The sequence below is a fragment of the Streptomyces sp. NPDC002309 genome, assembly GCF_053593375.1.
In genome coordinates this window covers 119,681-140,079 of the sequence record NZ_JBSFCI010000019.1, presented here as the reverse complement: position 1 = coordinate 140,079, position 20,399 = coordinate 119,681, and the positions used below count along the sequence as shown (strand labels likewise).

Here is a 20,399-nt window from a genome sequence, read left to right as displayed (position 1 = left end):
CGGCCGTCCTGGAAACATATGTCGTACGGGCTCACAGCCGGGTCAGCACCACGAGGTCGGCGTCGTGCTCCGCGCTCCAGGCGAAGGGCAGCCCGTGATGCAGCAGATGGGCGCCGCCGTACGTGTGCCCCGTCGCGTCGTCCCGGTAGCGCGCCGTCGGGTCGAGGCCCCGCAGCCGGAGCCGGGAGGGGCGGCCGGGCACCAGGGGAGCCCCGTCGAGGCGTCCCGTGCTGAGCGCCGCGACGACCGTGCGGCCCGCCTCGGCGTCGTCGAACTGCACCCCGCAGCTGGGGTCCGCCGGACTGCCCAGGAGGTGGACGTCCCCGCGGTGGACGACGTCGCGCACCTCTTTGTACCGGGCGATCCAGCGGGCGGCCTCGGCACGCTGCTCGGGCGTCCAGGCCCGCAGGTCGGCACCGATGCCGAGGACCCCGCACATGGCGTTGACGAAGCGGAAGGCGAGGCTGCGCGGACGCGGGTCGAACACGCCGGGGGCGTCGGTGACCCAGGAGCTCATGACGTGCGGGGCGTGGGCGTGCAGGAAGCCGTGCTGGATGGCCAGCCGGTCCAGCGGGGCCGTGTTGTCGCTGGGCCAGACGACGTCGGTGCGCGCGATCGTGGCGTGCTCGATGCGGCCACCGCCGCCGGCGCAGCCCTCGACGGTGACGCCGGGGTGTGCGGCGCGCAGATGGTCCAGCACACGGAGGTATCCCGCGACGTGCTGGGCGTCCAGGTCGAGGTGGTCGGCGTGCCCTGTGCCGGGGCGCCCGCGCTCGGTGGGCGGCCGGTTCATGTCCCACTTGAGGTAGCTGACGGGATGCTCGCCGAGCAGCCGGTCGAGCGTCTCGATCACGAAGTCCTGGACGTCCTCGCGGCCGAGGTCGAGCAGGAGCTGGTTGCGGACCAGCCGGGCCGGGCGGCCGTCGATCCGGTAGACCCACTCGGGGTGTTGGGCGTACAGACGGCTGGCCGGGCTGACCGACTCGGGTTCGACCCACAGGCCGAAGTCCAGCCCCAGCGCGCGGACGTCCTCGACGAACCGGCCGAAGCCCTGCGGGAACGCCGCCGGGTCCGGATGCCAGTCGCCGAGTCCGCCGGTGTCGTCGGCGCGGCCGGTGAACCAGCCGTCGTCCACGACGAACAGCTCGGCTCCGATGTCGGCGGCCACCTTGGCCAGCTCCAGCTGTCCCGCCGCGTCGACGTCGAACCCGGTGGCCTCCCACGAGTTGTAGAGGACCTTGCGGGGACGGTCGAGGCGCTCACCGGTGAGCCGGCGTTCGTAGCGGTGCCAGACACGGGCCAGGCCGTCCAGGCCGTCGGCGCTGAAGGCGCAGGCGAGCCGGGGGGTGGCCAGGGTCTCGCCGGGGGCCAGGAACACGGCGCCCTCGTGCGGGACGCGCCCGGCGCGGACGCGGACGGCGCCGCCCGGCTCGGCCTCCGCGGTCATGTGCCAGTTGCCGGGCCACTCGAGTGCGACGCCGTACGCCGCCTCCGCGGCGCTGTCCTGGATCGCGAGCCAGGGCGCGTAGGCGTGGCCGGGGGTGCCCTGGACGCTGCCCATGGTGAAGGTGCCGCGGGGCAGGTCGAGTCGGGTGCGCTGGAACTCCTGCGACCACTGGCCGGTGAGATACGTCAGCCGCGCCGTGCCCGTGACGGGGATGTTCACCCCGGCCGAGTCGACGCGCTCCAGGCGCAGTTCCTCGTCGCCGGTGCAGGTCAGCTCGGTCCACCGCAGGACGACGTCCGTACCGGGCACGGACTCGTAGCACAGGACGGTGCGCAGGCCCAGGAGGTCGTCGGTGAAGGCGAGGCGCAGAGTCCCGTCGCCCTTCTCCGCCGACGCGAACTCCCACCACACGCCACGCTCGGCGCCGGCGCGCGACGCCACCAGGTCGGCGCCGGTGAAGGGGCGCAGGCCGTGGGGGACGTACTCGGCGGGCGCCGCGTCCGCGGGCGTGATGAAGTGCGTGCGGTGCGACCATTCGAGGGCGGAGGGGCCGTCCTCGACGCCGAGCGGGCCCCAGGCGTCGAGCTCGGCCCACGGGCCGTCGGGGGAGAGGCGGACCGTGTAGCTGGTGTTCTCCGTGCGCAGGGTCCAGCGCCGAGGGGTTGTCACTTCACTGCTCCCAGATTGAGGCCGGCCACGAAGTGCCGCTGGAACTTGAGGAACACGGCCACGGTGGGCGCGGCCGCGATGACCGAGCCGGCGGCGATCACGTTCCACATCGACACGTACTGTCCCTGGAGCCCGATGAGCGCCGCCGTGATCGGCATCTTGGAGTCGCTGCGCAGCACGGTGATCGCCCAGAGCAGGTCGTTGAAGATCCAGGTGAACGACAGCGCGCTGAGCGCGGCCAGCGCGGGGCGTGCCAGGGGCAGGATGATGCGCCAGAAGATCTGCCAGGGCCCGGCGCCGTCGACGACCGCCGCCTGCTGGATCTCGGGCGGTATGGACCGCATGAAGCCGTACAGGACGAAGACGTAGAAGCCGACGCCGAAACCGATCTGCACCCCGATGAGGGCGGGCAGGGTGTCGTAGACGCCCATCAGCTCGCTGAGCTTGGACACCGGGATGAGCAGGATCTGCGGCGGGAGCAGGTTGCCGGCGAGCATGAGCAGCAACAGGGTGCGCCGGAAGGGCATTTCGTAGCGGCTGAGGCCGAACGCGGCCATCGCCGCCAGGGCCAGCGTCACGAGCACGCACGGCACGGTCACGATCAGGCTGTTGATCAGGGCCTGCTGCTGGCCGCCGTCGACCCAGGCCTGACCGTAGTTGGCGAGGGTGAAGGAACGCGGGAAGCTGCCCAGGCCGTTCGCGGCGACGTCGTCGAAGGTGCGCAGGCTGGTGACCAGCACGAGCGCGATGGGCAGCAGCCACAGCACGGCCAGTGATCCGGCGCCCAGGTGGAATGCAGCGGTCGAGGCTTTTCTGCGGCGCGGTGCCGCCGAGTCGCGGGCCATCAGTCCGCCTCCCTGAAGGCACGGACGAGATAGGAGCAGATGACGCCGAAGGCCAGGACGAAGATGACGACGGCCACGGCGGAGCCGTAGCCCAGGCGCAGGGACTGGAAGGCGGTCGAGTACATGTAGGTGCTCAGCAGCTCGGACGAGTGGTAGGGGCCGCCGCGGGTCAGTGCCCACACGACGTCGAAGGAGCGCAGCGAGTCGATGATGATGACCGACAGGACGACGGCGTTGACGCCGCGCAGTTGAGGCAGGGTGACGTGGCGGAAGCGCTGCCACGCCGAGGCGCCGTCGACCTTGGCGGCCTCGTACAGGGCAGGGTCGATGCCCTTCAGGCCGGCCAGGTACAGGACCATGACATAGCCGATCTGCCGCCACAGTGCCGGCACGATCACCGCGTACAGCGCGGTGTCCTGGTCGGCGAGCCAGGCGTGGCGCAGGCCCCCGAGGCCGACGGACTCCAGGAGCTGGTTGAGGACGCCGTCGGGCTGGTAGATCGCCTGCCACACGAGTGCCGTGGCGACCAGGGAGAAGACGACGGGCAGGAACAGCGCGGCGCGGTAGAAGCCGACGCCGCGCCGCTCCTGCTGGAGCAGCATCGCGGTGGCCAGGCCGAGCAGCGCGGACAGGCCACCGAACAGCACCAGCCACAGCACGGTGTTGCCGGCCGCGTCGAGGAAGATCTCGTCGCCGGCCATCTCCTGGAAGTTGGCCAGTCCGACGAACTCCGGGGCGGAGACGCCGTCCCATCGGGTGAGGGAGAGGTAGAAGCCCTGAAGGGCCGGCCAGAACACCCACAGCGCCTCCGCCAGCAGCGGGACGAGGACGAAGGCGAGCACCAGCGGAGGGGTCCGGCCGGGGCCCCGGCCCCGCCCGACACGGTGCGTCGGGCGGGCCGGAGCCTTGCGTTCCGGGGCGGTCAGGACAGCCACGTCAGCCCCGCCAGATCTTCTCGGCGTCGCGCTGCCAGTCGGTGAGGATGGCACCCACGGACTTGGGCTTGGCCAGGAACTTGGTCAGCGCGGTGTCGGCGGTGGGCTGGAGGGCGTCGCTGGAGTCCCGGTTGAAGAACTGGGTGATCTCGGCGGCCTCGGCCACGTGGGCGCGGCCCTTCTTCACCAGGTCGGTGCCGGAGTCCTTGGCGTCCGGGTGGGTCGGCAGGGCGGTGCCCGACGAACCCTTGATGTAGATCTCCTGGGCCTCGGCCGTCGCGAAGTAGCGCAGCAGGTCGACGACCTGTTCGGCGCGGCCCGAGCGGGCGCTGGCGAAGTAGCCGTCGGTGGGGGCCTCCTCGGCCAGCGGGATCTTCGGGTCGATGACGGGGAACCGGAAGAAGTCGATGTCGTCGAGGGCGTCCTTGGGCGCCGCGTCGGCGAAGAACGTGCCGATCAGCATCATGCCGGTACGGCCGTTGAGCAGCGAGGTCGAGGCGTCCTGGAAGGCGAGGGCGGTGCCGTTCGGGTCGAAGTACGGGTGCACCTCCCCCCAGCGGTCGAAGACCTTGCGGACCTCGGGGTCGTCGAAGCGGTGCTCGCCGGCGAGCAGCTTGCGGTGGTAGTCGGCGCCGTTGATCCGGATGTTGAGGTAGTCGAACCAGGCCGAGGCGACCCAGGGCGTGTTGCCGCCCGCGCCGATCCCGATGGGGTCGACGCCCTTGCTCTTGAGCTTGTCGCACAGGTCGAGGAAGTCGTCCCAGCTCTCGGGCGCGCTGACGCCCCACTTGGCGAAGTTCGACTTCCGGTAGAACATGCCCCACCAGTAGTAGGTGGTCGGTACGAAGACCTTCTTGCCGGAGGTCGCGGTGCACAGGCCGTTCAGGGCCTTGGAATACTTCTTCAGGTCGGGCGACTCCCAGACCTCGCCGAGGTCGAGCAGCAGGTCCTTCTTCGCGTACGCCTCCGCGACCGAGCCGGGGTACCACGTGTAGACGTCCGGCGGGTTGGCGGAGGTGAGGTAGGTGGGCAGCTGCGTGCGGAAGGTCTCCGCCGCGACGGTGTTGAGGGTGGCGCGCCCGGACCCCTTCTTGCCGTACGCGGCGACGAGGTCCTCCATCGCGGCCTTGGCCTGCGGGGAGGAGAGGTTGGACTGGAGGGTCACCGCTCCGCCGGAGGAGCTCTTGCCGGAGGAGGAGGAAGAGGTGACACAGCCGCTGAGCAGCGCCGTCGTCCCGACGGCGCCGAGTCCGGCGAGGAACCGGCGTCGGCTGGTCTGGTGGTCGGTCATGGGGAACTCCTTGCGGGTCCGCGCGAGTCGGGCTTCGGCCGTGAGGGGCCCTGCCCCCCGAGCGCGGATCCAGGTTCGCGTGGCTCTCCCGCCACGTCAAGAATAATTACTAATTTATTTGAACTGGGTGCGGGGGGGGAAGGGCGGACCTACGGGTGAGAAGTCGCCCGCCCTTCGCGCGGCTCGGGAAGGGCGAGGGTGTGACGCGGACCGCGGTGTGGAGGTGCCGGCGGCGTCACGGCGATGACTGTGGCGCGCGGTCGGGGCCCTGTCAACATTAATTCCTAATTTAATAGAAAGTGGAGGCAGGGCGGTGCCGAAGGCTTGACAGAAGGGTGCGGGCGCCGGAGCCTGTGGCGTCATGTGCCGCGCCGACCGGCCGGCGGGCCGGCAGGTCGGCGGCGGTCTTCAGGCCCCTTCGGCAATCCGGGAGCGATCAGCCGGCGGAGTGTGGTCCCCGCCCCGCGGTGCGGCCCGCCAGGGCTCCCTCCGGCCGGCCCGGCACGGGGTCGCGGTCGTCCGAGGAGGCCAGGATCACCGAGTGCGCGGCGGACGGCCTGCGCACGAATACGGTGGACGCGGCGGTCAGCAGGGCGAGCGCGACGACCCCGGCGCCGTAGATCGTCGTCGTGGTGCTGAGCCCGAGCGACGGCACGGCGAGCCCCGCGAGCACGGCGGGCACGCTGAGGGCCAGATAGCTCACGACGTAGACGGAGGCGATCAGCTTCGCGCGCTCCGTGGGGCCGGCCAGTGCCGCCAGTGCGCGGAAAGCGCTCAGGAACGTGCTGCCGAAACCGGCGCCGGCGAGCGCCGTCGCGAGGAAGAACAGCGGAGCCGACGACGCGGCGAGGGCCAGCAGACCGACACCGGTGCCGGTCGCGAGCGCCATGGAGCCGACGACGATCACCCGGCGCGGCGTCACGCCGTGCACCAGCAGCGAGGCGGTGGCTCCCGCCCCGAACAGGGTCGTCACCACCAGACCGCCGACCAGACGGCTGCCGACATGCAGGACCTCCGTGGTCAGCGACGGACCCAGTGCCAGATAGAGGCCGCCCAGCGCCCAAGTGGCGATCAGGGCGGGCGCCGCGGCAAGGAAGGCACCCCGGGCGTGCGGCGGCACGGACACCCGAGGCCGCAACGAGGCCCAGGCGCCCCCACGCCGGGCGACCGGCTCGGGCAGTACGAGCATCGCCGCGGCGAGCAGCACGAACAGCACGGTGAACAGAGCGAAGACCAGCGTCGTGGGAGCGGGCGCGTACTGCACCAGCAGACCGGTGCCCAGCGCCCCGGCGGCCAGGCCGGCGGCGGGAGCCACGCTGTTCAGCAGCGGTCCCAGGGCCGAGGCGGGAGACGGCTGGAGATCCAGCAACCCGGCGCTGAGGGCGCCGGTCGCCGCGCCGGTCGCGAAGCCTTGCAGCGTCCGGGCGACGAGCAACGGGCCGACGCCGTCGGCGGTGAGGAACACGACCATGGACGCGGCCTCGACGACCAGAGCGGCGGCGAGCACGGGCCGCCGGCCTATGTGGTCCGAGAGCCCGCCCACGGTGAGCAGCGAGACCAGCAGGGCGACGACGTAGATGGCGAAGATCGCGGTGAGCGCGGTCGGAGAGAAGCCCCAGCGGTCCTGATAGACCACGTAGAGCGGGGAAGGGGCGGCGGACGCGGCCAGGACCGCCAGCAGGGTGGCTGCCAGGAGCCAGAAACCGACGGCGCGCGGTGCCCGCCTCGCCGGGAACTTGGAGTGCACTGGGGTTCTCCTCGTAGAAGGACGCGAGGTAGGTAATGGGTGAAATATGTAGATACCTACGCCCAACGCGGCGGGCCGCCGATGTAATCCCCTTTCGCGATAGACCCTGTGCGTTACGGTGGAGAGGTGACCGTCACCCGTGGATCCGAGCCGGCGCGAGAAGTCCCCGTGGCCGCCGCGTCGGTCGTGGACCTGCTGAATTCCCGCCCGCACGGGACCGCCGCCCACGCCTTTCCGGACGCCCTCGGCACGCCGGAGACGGCGGCCGCCGTTCTGCGCCCGTTCGGCCGGCCTGACGCGGAGCCGCCGTCGCCGAAGCGCGTCGCGGAGATCCGGGCCCTGCGCGAGGTCCTCGTCCGCCTCGCCACCGCGCGGGACGCGGCCGAGGCGGCGGACGGCTGGGCGGAACTCACCGAGCGCGCGGCCTCGGTCGCGTTGCGGCAGCACTACTCGTCGCCCGGGACGGTGCGCCTGCGCCAGGTGGCCGGTGACCCGGTGGTGGGCGGCATCACCCTCGCCGTGGCGGAACTCGTCGGCGACGGCACCTGGGCCCGCGTCCGCGTCTGCGCCAACGAACGCTGCGGTCACGCCTTCTACGACACCACCCGCAGTCGCACCCAGCGCTGGCACTCCTACGAGAGCTGCGGCAACAGGAACAACGTGGCCGCCTACCGGGCGCGCAAGAAGGCCGGCCGCGAGGCCTGACGCGGGAGTTCCACGACTCCCGGAGCCGGACTGCGGAGTCCGTTCCTTCGTCCTCGCCGTCTGAACCGGAGCTCCGCCTCGACAGCGCGGTCCACGCCACGGCCCGTGCGACGCGGACGCCCGTGCCCGCCGCCTGGACGGACCCGCGTGATTCCCGGCCGTTGTGTGCAAGGGGCCGTCGCCCGGCGAGGTGTGGTCGAGGACGTCGCGCAAAAGACCGACAACGCCCCGCACCCCGGCCGGGCTTCGCACCGACCCGCCCTTCCGGCCCCAGTCGCTCGGCTGGTGCGGGCATTGCGAGCGTTGATGCAGTGATCAGAGTGATCCATGTCCCCTCTGACGTTTCATTGTCGAGCAATTACGAAATCAGCGCGATATCTTGCGTCCCCTTGTCGGGGGTGGTTGAGTGTGGCCCGCCCCACAACGCATCAACCGACCGGTGGTGGGGCGAACTCCACGTTCATGCCCGAAGGGGTCCACCATGAGAAGAGCCCGGTTCCGCCGTACCCGCCGCGCCGGCGCGGTCGCCCTCGCCTCCGCCCTCACGCTGACCGCCCTCGCCGCCTGCGGCACGAGCAGCAGCGACAACAACGACGACGGCGGTTCCAAGGGGAGCGGCTCGTCAGATCCGTCCGCCCCGCTGGATCCCAAGACGAAGGTGACCCTCACCATCGACTGCATGCCTCCGGCGGCGAAGGCGGCGGAACTCAAGGAGTGGAAGCAGGACGTCGCCGAGTTCAACAAGACCTATCCGAACGTCACCATCGAGGGCCGCTCCACCCCGGGCCAGTGCCTGGAGCCGCCGCGCTTCACGGCCATGCTCAAGGCCAAGTCCCAGCCGGACGTGTTCTACACGTACTTCACCGACCTCGCGCAGGTGCTCGACAACGACGGCGCCGCCGACATCACCGCGTACGTCAACGACAAGTCCGTGCCCGCGCTGAAGGACATCGACCCGAACGTCCTCGGCTCGCTCAAGCACGAGGACAGGCTGTACGGGCTGCCCACCAGCAACTACACGATGGGCCTGCTGGTCAACCGCAAGCTCTTCGAGAAGGCGGGCCTCGATCCCGACAACCCGCCGCGCACCTGGGAGGAGGTCCGCGCCGCGGCCAAGAAGATCGCCGGCCTCGGCAACGGCATCGCGGGCTTCGGCGAGTACAGCGCGGCCAACACGGGCGGCTGGCACTTCACCGCGCAGATGTACAGCCTCGGCGGTGACGTCGTGGACGCGAGCGGCAAGAAGGCCGCCTTCAACAACGAACTGGGCAAGCAGGTCGCCGCGAACCTCCACGCGATGCGGTGGGAGGACGACAGCATGGGCAAGACCCAGCTGCTGAAGTGGGGCGACCTCCAGAAGCAGATCGCCACCGACAAGCTCGGCATGTTCCTGGCCGCCCCCGACGACATCGCCTATATGGTCCAGCAACTCGGCGCCAAGTACGAGAACTTCGGCATGGGCCCGATACCCGGCGGCAAGAACACCCTGGCCGGCGGCAACAACTACATGATCAAGCAGGGCATCTCCGGCGACAAGATCAAGGCCGCCGTCGCCTGGCTCAACTTCAAGAACCTCACCGTGGGCAAGGGCCAGTTCGACTGGGCGCGCACCAAGGCGGACGGCCTGCCGGTCGGCGTCCCGCAGCCCAACTTCTGGCTGAACGAGTCCAAGGCCAAGGACGACGCCGCGCGCACCGAGCACGCCACCATGCCGGTCGCCAACTTCAAGACGTTCATGGACAACCCCGTCGCCGGCAAGGCCGAGCCGCCGAAGGCGCAGGAGATCTACAAGGTCCTCGACAACGTGATGTCCGGCATCCTCACCAACAAGGACGCCGACGTCGACAAGCTCCTCTCCACCGCCGAGGCGCAGGTCAACCAGGTCCTGGCCAACCAGTGACATGACCGGGCGGGCCGGCCCACCGCGGCCGCCCCGCCCGGCGGCAGCCCCGGCAGCAGACACGCAAGTCCCGTACCGAGGAGCGACGATGTCGGCCCCCAGCCTGACCCCGAGCAAGGCGAGACCGTCCCGCCACTCCACGCCTCGTGAGGCGGGTCCCGCACGGCCCGGTGGCCGGTTCGCCAAGAGCCTGCGGCGCAACCTGACGGCCCACGGCTTCCTCGTCGGAGCCGTCGTCTGCTTCGCGGTGTTCTCCTGGTACCCCATGGTCAGGGAGTTCCTGCTGGCCTTCCAGAAGACCGAGAGCGGAACCACGACCTGGGTCGGCCTGGAGAACCTCACCACCGTCTTCAACGACCCGGCCTTCTGGCAGGCATGGCGCAACACGCTCCTGTTCACCGTGCTGGCACTGATCCTCGGCTTCGCGGTCCCGTTCGCCGTGGCGATCGTCATCAACGAGTTCCACCACGGGCAGGGGTACCTCCGACTGCTGGTCTACCTGCCGGTGATGCTCCCGCCGGTCGCGTCCGTCCTGCTCTTCAAGTACCTCTACGACCCGGGATACGGGCTCCTCAACGAGTTGCTGAGCCTCCTCCACCTGCCACAGCAGCAGTGGCTGCAGGACCCGGACCTGTCCATGCTCTCCGTGGTCATCGCCTCGACCTGGATGAACATGGGCGGCGCCGCCCTCATCTACCTCGCCGCGCTCCAGGGCATCCCCGGCGAGTTGTACGAGGCGGCCGAACTCGACGGTGCGGGGATCTTCCGCAAGATCTGGCACGTCACCATCCCGCAGACGCGCCTCATCCTCTCCCTGATGCTGCTGATGCAGATCATCGCGACCATGCAGGTCTTCGTCGAGCCGTTCCTGCTGACCGGCGGCGCCGGCCCGGAGGGGTCCACGACCACGGTCGTCTACCTCATCTACCAGTACGCCTTCAACTTCAACAACTACGGCGCCGCGGCCGCGCTCGGTCTGCTCCTGCTCGTCCTGCTCGCCGGATTCTCGGCGGCGTACGTGAAGCTCAGCCGCGCCGAGGACGAGTAGGCCAGGAGAGAGACAGAGACAGAGAGACAGAGAGAGACATCATGTCCACGCGTACGCTCATCTCGCCGGCCCAGCGTGCCAAGCCCCGCGCCAAGGCCGCCTACTGGACCGTCTTCACCCTGGTCACAGGCGGCTTCACCCTGGTCTTCCTCGGACCGCTGTACTGGCTCGTCTCCAGCGGCTTCAAGGACGCCCAGGAAGTCATCCAGACACCGCCGACGCTGCTGCCGGGAACCTTCGCACCGGAGAACTACAGCCGCGCCTGGGAGGTCATGGACCTGTCCTCGCTGCTCTTCAACACCCTCTACTACGCGTTCGGCGCACTCGCCTTCCAACTGGTCCTCGACGTGGCGGCCGCGTACTCGCTGTCCAAGCTGCGGCCCGTGCTGGGCAAGGCGATCCTCGGCATGATGCTCGCCACCCTGATGATCCCGGCGACCGTGCTCGTCGTCCCGCAGTACCTGACCGTCCTGGACGTGCCGATCGTCGAGCGGAACCTGCTGAACACCCCGTGGGCGATCTGGCTGCCGTCCGTCACCAACGCCTTCAACATCTTCCTGCTCAAGAGGTTCTTCGACTCGATCCCGAAGGAACTCCTCGACGCCGCGTCCATGGACGGCGCGTCCCCCGTGCGCACCCTGTGGTCGATCGTGCTGCCGATCTCCCGGCCCATCCTCGGAGTGGTCTCGATCTTCGCGGTCGTCGGCGTCTGGAAGGACTTCCTCTGGCCGATGCTGACCCTGCCCGACCCCGCGAAGCAGACGCTCAACGTCGGCATCTACTCGCTGTCCAACGGCGTCCCGGTGAACGTGCTCATCGCCGCACTGACCATCGCCTCCGTGCCCACCCTGCTGATCTTCCTGGTCTTCCAGCGCAACATCATGAGCGGCCTCACCGCCGGCGGCCTCAAGGGCTGACGCCCCCGCGCCCGGTCCACCGCTCTTCCCGAAGCCTTCGCCGCCGGCTCGTCCGACGCCCCGCTGTCCGGGTCGGCGGCGGAGATCCACCCTGCCCGAAAGGAATGCCCCGTGGCAGCCCCTCATTCGCCCCGCACCGACGCCTGGTGGCGTGACGCCGTGATCTACCAGGTGTACCCGCGCAGCTTCGCCGACGGAGACGGCGACGGTACCGGGGACCTCGCGGGCGTCCGGGCGAGACTGCCGTATCTCGCCGAACTCGGCATCGACGCCGTCTGGTTCACCCCCTGGTACGCCTCGCCGATGGTCGACGGCGGTTACGACGTGGCCGACTACCGCGCCATCGACCCCGCCTTCGGCACCCTCGACGAGGCCGAGAAACTGATCGCCGAGGCCGCCGCCCTCGGTGTCCAGATCATCATCGACATCGTCCCCAACCACGTCTCCGACCAGCACGCCTGGTTCCAGGAGGCGCTGGCCGCCGGACCCGGCAGCGCCGAGCGGGAGCGCTTCCACTTCCGTCCCGGACGCGGCGAGAACGGCGAACTCCCGCCCAACGACTGGCCCTCCCAGTTCTCCGGCACCACCTGGACCCGGGTCCCCGACGGCGAGTGGTACCTGCACCTGTTCACGCCCGAGCAGCCCGACCTCAACTGGGCCCACCCGGACGTCCGCAGGGAACACGAGGACGTGCTCCGCTTCTGGTTCGAGCGCGGTGTCGCGGGGGTGCGGATCGACTCCGCCGCCCTGCTCATGAAGGACCCCGCGCTCGCCGACTTCGTCGAGGGCGTCGACCCCCACCCCTACATCGACCAGGACGACCTGCACGTCGTCTACCGCTCCTGGCGGGCGATCGCCGACGAGTACGGCGCCGTCTTCGTCGGCGAGGTCTGGCTGCCCGACGCCGAACGCTTCGCCCGCTATCTGCGCCCCGACGAGCTCCATACCGCCTTCAACTTCAACTTCCTCACCTGCCCCTGGGAGGCCGGCCGACTGCGCGCCACCATCGACGCGACCCTTGCCGAGCACGCCCCCGTCGGCGCCCCCGCCACCTGGGTCCTGTGCAACCACGACGTCACCCGCACCGTCACCCGCTACGGCAGGGAGGACACCGGCTTCGACTTCGCCAAGAAGCGCTTCGGCACCCCCACCGACCTCGCGCTCGGCACCCGGCGAGCCCGCGCCGCCGCCCTGCTCACCCTCGCCCTGCCCGGCTCCGTCTACCTCTACCAGGGCGAGGAACTGGGCCTGCCCGAGGCCGACATCCCGCGCGCCCACATCAAGGACCCGATGCACTTCCGCTCCGGCGGCGTCGACCCGGGCCGCGACGGCTGCCGTGTCCCACTGCCCTGGGAGGCCGACGCGCCCGCGTACGGTTTCGGGACGTCGCCGCACCCCTGGCTGCCGCAGCCACCGGACTGGGACCGCTACGCCGTCGACCGGCAGCGCAGCGACCCGGAGTCGATGCTCACCCTGTACCGCGAGGCCCTGCTGGTGCGCGGCGCCGAGCCGGGCTTCGGCGACGGAGCCCTGACCTGGCAGTCCGCAGCGGACGGTGTCCTCTCCTTCGCCCGCCCGGGCGGCCTGCTCTGCGTCGTCAACCTCTCGGACCGGCCGGCTGACCTGCCGCCGCACCAGCGGCTGCTGCTCGCGAGCGGTCCGCTGCACACCGACGGAACCCTGCCGCGGGACACGGCGGTGTGGCTGCGGGCCTGAACCTGCGGCCGACCGCCCTGTCCGTCCCGCAGTACGGGACCGACCGCCCCGTCCTGCTGGACCCGGCGGGACCGATCGTCCCGTCCTGCCGGACCCGGCGGACCCGGTCGCCCCGTCCGCACCGCACCGCACCGCGGGAGGGACAGGGCGCCGGCCCGCCCGACCGCCGGGCGCACACCGGCCTCCGGCGACCGCCGGGTGACCACGGTGCGCGCGTCCGGCGCACGGGGTCCCGGCGCACCACGCCCTCATCGACAGAATCGAGCCCCCATGTTCCCGAGCCGTGCCCGTACCCGCGCTCGCACCGGCGTGAGAGCCGCCGCGCTGCTGTGCGCCTTCGTCTGTCTCGGCACCGCGGCGCCAGGCGTCGCCGCCGCCTCGCCCGCCGAGCGCCCCCACCACCCCGGTTCCGCCCGCCCCGTCGTCACCCGGGCCGCCCTCGACCCGGCACTCGTCGCCGGGCGCGGCGCGGACGCGGCCTTCGACGAGCAGGAGGCGGAGAACGCCCGGACGAACGGCGAGGTCGTCGGACCCGACCGGACCCCGTACACCCTGCCCTCGGAGGCGTCGGGAAGAACGGCCGTCCGGCTCGCACCGGGCGAGTACGTCGAATTCGTCCTGCCCCGTGCCGCCAACGCCCTCACCGTGCGCTACAGCATCCCGGACGCCCCGCGGGGCGGCGGCATCACCGCGCCGCTCGACGTCACCGTCGACGGCCGGCACCGCGCCACCATGACGCTGACCTCCCAGTACTCCTGGCTCTACAACCAGTACCCCTTCAGCAACGACCCGCAGGCCGACCTGCTGCACCCCGACTGGTGGACCACGGAGTGCTCGTGCGTCCCGGCGGAGACGACACCGGCGCCGCAGTTCACCAGACCGTTCCGCCCGACCCACTTCTACGACGAGCAGCGCCTGCTCCTCGGCCGCACCCACCGCGCCGGCGACCGTGTGCGCCTGACGGTGCCCCGGGGCAGCCGCGCGCAGTGGACGGTCGTCGACCTGCTCGACTCCGAACTGGTCGCGCCGCCCCGGACCCTGCGCGGCGGCGTCGACGTGCGCGCCTTCGGAGCCGACCCCACCGGACGGCGCGACGCCGCCCCCGCCATCGAGCGCGCCATCGCCCACGCCCGGCGTGTCGACCGCCCGGTCCACCTCCCGCCCGGCACCTACCAGGTCAACCGGCACATTGTCGTCGACGACGTGACGATCACCGGTGCCGGCAACTGGCACACGATCCTCAAGGGCCGCCAGATCACGCTGGACGAACCCGCCCCCGACGGCTCGCGCCACACCGGGGTCGGCCTCTACGGCCGCAGCGCTGCGGAGGGCGGCAGCCGTGACGTGCATCTGTCGGGCTTCGCGATCGAGGGTGACGTACGCGAACGGATCGACACCGACCAGGTCAACGCCATCGGCGGCGCGATGAGCGACTCCACCGTCGACGGCCTGTACCTGCACCACACCAAGGTCGGTCTCTGGTTCGACGGGCCGATGAGCGACGTACGCGTCACGGACAACGTCGTCACCGACCAGATCGCCGACGCCCTCAACTTCCACACCGGCGTGACCGACTCGGTCGTCCACAACAACTTCGTCCGCAACACCGGGGACGACGGCCTGGCCATGTGGTCCGAGGGCACCGCCGACGCCGGCAACGTGTTCTCCCGCAACACCGTCCAGTCACCGACCCTCGCCAACGGCATCGCGATCTACGGCGGCCGGGACAACACCGTGAGCGGGAACCTCGTGTCCGACCCGGTCCGTGAGGGCAGCGCGCTGCACGCCGGGGCCCGCTTCGGCGCCGAACCCTTCACCGGCACCCTCCGCTTCACCGACAACACCACCGTGCGGGCCGGCACCCTCGACCTCAACTGGCGGATCGGGCTGGGCGCCATCTGGTTCTACGCCCTCGACCGCAGCGTCGACGCCGACATCCGTGTCACCGGCGACCACTACCTCGACAGCACCCACAACGCGATCATGCTGGTGAGTGAGTGGGGCGTGAAGGACCGGTTCGAGATCCCGGTCGTCCACTTCAAGGACATCCGCGTCGACGGCACCGGCAACTCCGTCGTGAGCGCCCGCACGAAGGGCTCGGCCACCTTCGAGAACGTGGACGCCAGGAACGTCGGCGCGGTCGGCGTCAACAACTGCGGATCCTTCAACTTCCCCGCGACGGGCTCGGAGTTCGTCCTGGCGGACCGGGGCGGCAACGACGGAGGCTGGCTGGCCGACTGGCTGCTGCCCAACACCCTCACGTGCGACGACCGCCCGCCGGTCGTGGCGCCGCCGGCACCGTCGCCCTGGTGAGACATCGCAGCACACCGAACCACCTGGACGTAGGGACTTCGCGGAGGAAATCGATGCAATCCACTTGCACATCTTGCACAGCTCTTGCGCTACCCTTGCGTGTATGACGCGACGACTTGCTCAGGTGGCGAAGAAAGTGGGTGTCAGCGAGGCGACGGTCAGCCGTGTCCTCAACGGCAAGCCCGGGGTCTCCGAGGCGACCCGTCAGTCCGTGCTGACCGCCCTCGACGTCCTCGGGTACGAGCGTCCGACGCAGCTGCGCGGAGAGCGCGCCCGGCTCGTCGGCCTCGTGCTCCCTGAGCTGCAGAACCCGATCTTCCCGGCGTTCGCCGAGGTCATCGGCGGCGCGCTCGCGCAGCAGGGGCTGACTCCCGTGCTGTGCACGCAGACCCGCGGGGGAGTCTCCGAGGCCGACTACGTGGACCTGCTGCTCCAGCAGCAGGTCTCCGGCGTCATCTTCGCCGGAGGTCTCTTCGCGCAGGCCGACGCGCCGCACGACCACTACCACCAGCTGGCGGAGCGCAAGATCCCCGTCGTCCTGATCAACGCGTCGATAGAGGGACTCGACTTCCCGTGTGTCGCCTGCGACGACGCCGTCGCCGTCGAGCAGGCCTGGCGCCATCTCGCCTCGCTCGGCCACGAGCGGATCGGCCTGGTCCTCGGCCCCTCCGACCATGTGCCCTCGCGGCGCAAGCTGGAGGCCGCCCGGGCGGCGGCGAGGGTCGCCGACATGCCGTGGGCGGACGAGTTCGTGGAGCGGTCGATCTTCTCCCTGGAGGGAGGGCAGGCCGCGGCGTCGCGTCTGCTGGAGCGGGGGGTCACCGGCATCGTGTGCGCCAGCGACCCGCTCGCCCTCGGTGCCATCAGGGCCGCCCGCCGGCGGGGGCTCGCCGTCCCCTCCGAGGTGTCGGTGATCGGCTTCGACGATTCCGCGTTCATGACCTGCACGGAGCCGCCGTTGTCGACGGTGCGCCAGCCCATCGAGGCCATGGGCCGCGCGGCGGTCGATCTGCTCTGCGCCCAGATCCAGGGGACGCAGACGCACCCCGGCGAACTGCTCTTCGAGCCCGAGCTCGTCGTCCGCGGCTCGACCGCTCCGCCGCTCGTTGGATGATCGTCATCTGATCGCCCCCGGGCTTCCCGCCCCTGGCTGACCGCCCGTCTCCCCGAACGGCACCGGTGTCGCCGCCGCCCTGAGCGGCCCCGACACCGGTGCCGTTCGTCGTTCCGGTACGCATCCTCTGCCGTGTGCATGACGGAACCGTTGACAAAGCCATCACGCAGTAGAAACCTGACACCCTGGCGATGCAAATGAGTCACAGATTTACTCAAGAAATCGTCCTGCCGTCGCCGTTCCTTATTGGAGTCATGCTGGGCGCCGCGCGTGAGCTCCTCGTTCCTCTACCGGGCCGTCGTGCGCGCACGCTCGCATCCGGCCCCGGTGGGCGGCGGGAGGTCATGCGCCGCGCCCGGATCGTGGAGAGGCCACCATGAGAGGCACACATCCGAGCAGGCGGCTGGGGGTCGGTCTGCTGACAGCGGGCCTGATCGCCGTCGGGCTGCTACCCGCCCCCGCGTACGCCGCGGCGGAGACCAACCTCGCCCTCGGCAGAGCGGCGACCGCCCAGGGAGCGCACGGCGGCTACCCGGCGAACAACGTCACCGACGGAAGCCAGCAGTCGTACTGGGAGGGCCCCACCGGATCCTTCCCCCAATGGGTGCAGGTCGACCTGGGCGACGCGTTACCCCTGGACCGCGTCGCGTTGAAGCTGCCCACCGGATGGGAGGCGCGCTCCCAGACGCTCGCCGTCCTCGGCAGCACCGACGGAAACTCCTTCAGCACCCTCGCCGCCGGGCAGGCGCGCTCCTTCGACCCGTCCGCGGCGAACACCGCCCATATCGACCTGCCGAGCGCCACCGCCCGGTACGTCCGCATCCAGGTCGCGGCCAACTCCGGCTGGAACGCCGCCCAGTTGTCCGAGTTGGAGGTCTACGGCGAGGAGGACGGCGGCCCGGTCGACCCGCCGATCGAAGGCACGAACCTGGCACGCAACAAGCCGATCGAGGCGACCTCCACGACACAGAACTATGTGGCGGCGAACGCCAACGACGACAGCACCGGCACCTACTGGGAGTCGGCGGGCTTCCCGTCGAGCCTGACGGTGAAGCTCGGCTCAGACGCGGACGTCGAGGCCGTGGCGGTCAAGCTGAACCCGGACCAGATCTGGGGAGCGAGGAGCCAGTCACTGGAGGTCCTCGGCCGTGCGGACGGCGCCTCCGGCTTCACCACGCTCAAGTCCCGCGCCACCTACGCCTTCAGCCCCTCCTCCGGGCAGAACTCCGTCGTCATCCCGGTGACGGGCCGCGTCGCCGACGTCCGGCTCACCTTCTTCTCCAACACCGGGGCCCCCGGCGGCCAGGTCGCCGAGTTCCAGGTCCTCGGCACGGCCACACCCCAGCCGGACCTCGTCGTCACCGACCTGACCTGGACCCCCGCCTCACCGAGCGAGGCCGACGACGTCACGGTCCGCGCCACCGTGCGCAACGCCGGCACCGCACCCGCCCCCGCGACGACCGTCAACGTCAGCGTCGAGGGCGCCGTCGCCGGTTCCGCGCCGGTCGCCGCGCTCGCCGCCGGCGCCTCCACCACCGTCAGCGTCCCCGTCGGCAGGCGCCCCATGGGGTCGTACACCGTCTCGGCCGCCGTCGACCCGACGGACACCGTCACCGAACTCGACGACAGCAACAACAGCCGTACCGCCGCCACCAAGCTGACGGTCACCCAGAGCCCCGGTCCCGACCTGCGGGTCACCGGCATCACCACCAACCCTGCGTCCCCCGCGGCCGGGGCGCCCGTCTCCTTCACCGTCGCGGTCAACAACCGCGGCACCAGCGCCGTCCCGGCCGGCACCGTCACCCGCCTCACCGTCGCCGGCACCACCCTGCAGGGAACGACCGGAGCGATCGCCGCGGGACAGACGGCGAACGTCGCCATCGCCGGCACCTGGACGGCCACGAACGGCGCCGCGACCCTGACCGCCACGGCCGACGCCACCGGCACCCTCACCGAGACCGACGAGAACAACAACGTCTTCGCCCGCTCCATCGTCGTCGGACGCGGAGCCGCGGTCCCGTACACCGAGTACGAGGCCGAGGACGCCCGCTACAGCGGAACGCTGCTCACCGCCGACAAGAAGCGCACCTTCGGGCACACCAACTTCGCCGCCGAGTCCTCCGGCCGCCGGTCGGTGCGCCTCGACAACACGGGCGACCACGTGGAGTTCACCTCGACGGGCGCGGCCAACTCCCTCGTCGTGCGCAACTCCATCCCCGACACCGCGGCGGGCGGCGGCCGTGAGGCCACCCTCAGCCTCTACGCCGACGGCACCTTCGTGCGCAAGCTGACGCTCTCCTCCAAGCACAGCTGGCTCTACGGCAGCACCGACGACCCCGAGGGGCTCACCAACCGGCCCGGCGGCGACGCCCGGCGCCTCTTCGACGAGTCGCACGCCCTGCTCACCCAGTCGTACCCGGCGGGCACCAGGTTCCGCCTGCAGCGGGACGCTGGCGACACCGCCGCCTTCTACATCGTCGACCTCGTCGACCTGGAGCAGGTCGCGCCCCCGGCCGCCAAGCCCGCCACGTGCACCGCCATCACCCAGTACGGCGCCGTGCCCAACGACGGCATCGACGACACCGACGCGATCCAGCGCGCCGTCACCGCCGACCAGAAGGGCGAGATCGCCTGCGTGTGGATCCCGGCCGGACAGTGGCGCCAGGAGCAGAAGATCCTCACCGACGACCCGCTCAACCGCGGCCAGTACAACCAGGTCGGCATCCGCGACGTGACGATCCGCGGCGCCGGCATGTGGCACTCCCAGCTGTACACCCTCACCCCGCCCCACGAGGCGGGCGGCATCAACCACCCGCACGAGGGCAACTTCGGCTTCGACATCGACGACAACACCCAGATCTCCGACATCGCCGTCTTCGGCTCCGGGGCCATCCGGGGCGGCGACGGCAACGCTGCGGGCGGCGTCGGCCTCAACGGCCGCTTCGGCAAGAACACCAAGATCAGCAACGTGTGGATCGAGCACGCCAACGTCGGCGTCTGGGCCGGCCGCGACTACTCCAACATCCCCGAGCTGTGGGGTCCGGGCGACGGCCTGGAGTTCACCGGGATGCGGATCCGCAACACCTACGCCGACGGCATCAACTTCGCCAACGGCACCCGGAACTCCACCGTCTACAACTCCTCCTTCCGCAACACCGGTGACGACGCTCTGGCCGTCTGGGCCAGCAAGTACGTCAAGGACACCTCGGTCGACATCGGCCACGACAACCACTTCCGCAACAACACGATCCAGCTGCCCTGGCGGGCCAACGGCATCGCCGTGTACGGCGGCTACGGCAACACGATCGAGAACAACGTCGTCTCCGACACCATGAACTACCCGGGGATCATGCTGGCGACCGACCACGACCCGCTGCCCTTCTCCGGGCAGACCCTGATCGCCGGCAACGCGCTGTACCGCACGGGCGGCGCGTTCTGGGGCGAGGCCCAGGAGTTCGGCGCGATCACGCTCTTCGCGCAGGGGCCTGACATCCCGGGGGTCACCATCCGTGACACCGAGATCCACGACTCGACCTACGACGGCATCCAGTTCAAGACGGGTGGCGGCGCGATGCCGAACGTGAAGGTCACCGATGTCCGCATCGACAAGTCGGTGAACGGCTGCGGCGTCCTCGCGATGGGCGGGGCCCGGGGCAGCGCCACCCTGACGAACGTGACCATCACCGAATCGGCGGAGAGCGACGTCTGCGTCGAGCCGGGCTCGCAGTTCGTCGTCAACCGCAACTGATCCA

The 20,399-nt window shown here is 70.6% G+C and carries 13 protein-coding genes; 8 read left to right on the top strand and 5 right to left on the bottom strand.

What is annotated here, in order from left to right; all coding sequences use genetic code 11:
• Positions 1-31: 31 nt before the first annotated feature.
• From ACWCPM_RS18040 to ACWCPM_RS18020, 5 genes are all read right to left on the bottom strand, one after another.
• Entirely contained in the window at positions 32-2,116 is a 2,085-nt protein-coding gene (locus ACWCPM_RS18040) for an alpha-galactosidase (RefSeq protein ID WP_450977162.1), read from the bottom strand.
• Positions 2,113-2,961, bottom strand: a complete 849-nt coding sequence (locus tag ACWCPM_RS18035; RefSeq protein ID WP_450977161.1) for a carbohydrate ABC transporter permease — start codon at positions 2,959-2,961, stop codon at positions 2,113-2,115. The genes ACWCPM_RS18040 and ACWCPM_RS18035 overlap by 4 nt, the downstream gene beginning before the upstream one ends.
• Positions 2,961-3,896, bottom strand: a complete 936-nt coding sequence (locus ACWCPM_RS18030) for a carbohydrate ABC transporter permease (protein ID WP_450977160.1) — start codon at positions 3,894-3,896, stop codon at positions 2,961-2,963. The genes ACWCPM_RS18035 and ACWCPM_RS18030 overlap by 1 nt, the downstream gene beginning before the upstream one ends.
• A gap of 1 nt (position 3,897) precedes the next feature.
• Positions 3,898-5,187 carry an ABC transporter substrate-binding protein gene (locus tag ACWCPM_RS18025; protein ID WP_450977159.1) on the bottom strand — a complete coding sequence of 430 codons (1,290 nt, stop codon included), beginning with the start codon at positions 5,185-5,187 and terminating at the stop codon, positions 3,898-3,900.
• A 436-nt stretch (positions 5,188-5,623) separates the two neighbouring features.
• Positions 5,624-6,934, bottom strand: a complete 1,311-nt coding sequence (locus ACWCPM_RS18020) for an MFS transporter (protein WP_450977158.1) — start codon at positions 6,932-6,934, stop codon at positions 5,624-5,626.
• Positions 6,935-7,060: 126 nt separating this feature from the next.
• On the opposite strand from ACWCPM_RS18020, the gene ACWCPM_RS18015 reads away from it, so the two are divergent.
• From ACWCPM_RS18015 to ACWCPM_RS17980, 8 genes are all read left to right on the top strand, one after another.
• Positions 7,061-7,639: a CGNR zinc finger domain-containing protein gene (locus ACWCPM_RS18015; protein ID WP_450977157.1), complete on the top strand. Its 579-nt coding sequence runs from the start codon at positions 7,061-7,063 to the stop codon at positions 7,637-7,639.
• 481 nt (positions 7,640-8,120) lie between these two features.
• Complete coding sequence (locus ACWCPM_RS18010; RefSeq protein ID WP_450977156.1) at positions 8,121-9,539, top strand: extracellular solute-binding protein; 1,419 nt, start codon at positions 8,121-8,123, stop codon at positions 9,537-9,539.
• 88 nt (positions 9,540-9,627) lie between these two features.
• Positions 9,628-10,587: a carbohydrate ABC transporter permease gene (locus ACWCPM_RS18005; protein ID WP_450977155.1), complete on the top strand. Its 960-nt coding sequence runs from the start codon at positions 9,628-9,630 to the stop codon at positions 10,585-10,587.
• Between the two features lie 41 nt (positions 10,588-10,628).
• Positions 10,629-11,504 carry a carbohydrate ABC transporter permease gene (locus ACWCPM_RS18000; RefSeq protein WP_450977154.1) on the top strand — a complete coding sequence of 292 codons (876 nt, stop codon included), beginning with the start codon at positions 10,629-10,631 and terminating at the stop codon, positions 11,502-11,504.
• Positions 11,505-11,615: 111 nt separating this feature from the next.
• The gene (locus ACWCPM_RS17995; protein WP_450977153.1) at positions 11,616-13,220 is read left to right on the top strand and encodes a glycoside hydrolase family 13 protein; all 1,605 of its coding nucleotides are present in this window, start codon (positions 11,616-11,618) and stop codon (positions 13,218-13,220) included.
• A 270-nt stretch (positions 13,221-13,490) separates the two neighbouring features.
• Positions 13,491-15,533 carry a glycosyl hydrolase family 28-related protein gene (locus tag ACWCPM_RS17990; RefSeq protein WP_450977152.1) on the top strand — a complete coding sequence of 681 codons (2,043 nt, stop codon included), beginning with the start codon at positions 13,491-13,493 and terminating at the stop codon, positions 15,531-15,533.
• A gap of 103 nt (positions 15,534-15,636) precedes the next feature.
• On the top strand, positions 15,637-16,647 hold the full coding sequence (locus ACWCPM_RS17985) for a LacI family DNA-binding transcriptional regulator (RefSeq protein ID WP_450977151.1): 1,011 nt from the start codon (positions 15,637-15,639) through the stop codon (positions 16,645-16,647).
• A gap of 376 nt (positions 16,648-17,023) precedes the next feature.
• A complete protein-coding gene (locus tag ACWCPM_RS17980; protein WP_450977150.1) occupies positions 17,024-20,395 on the top strand; it encodes a CARDB domain-containing protein in 3,372 nt (1,123 codons plus the stop codon).
• Positions 20,396-20,399: the final 4 nt, after the last annotated feature.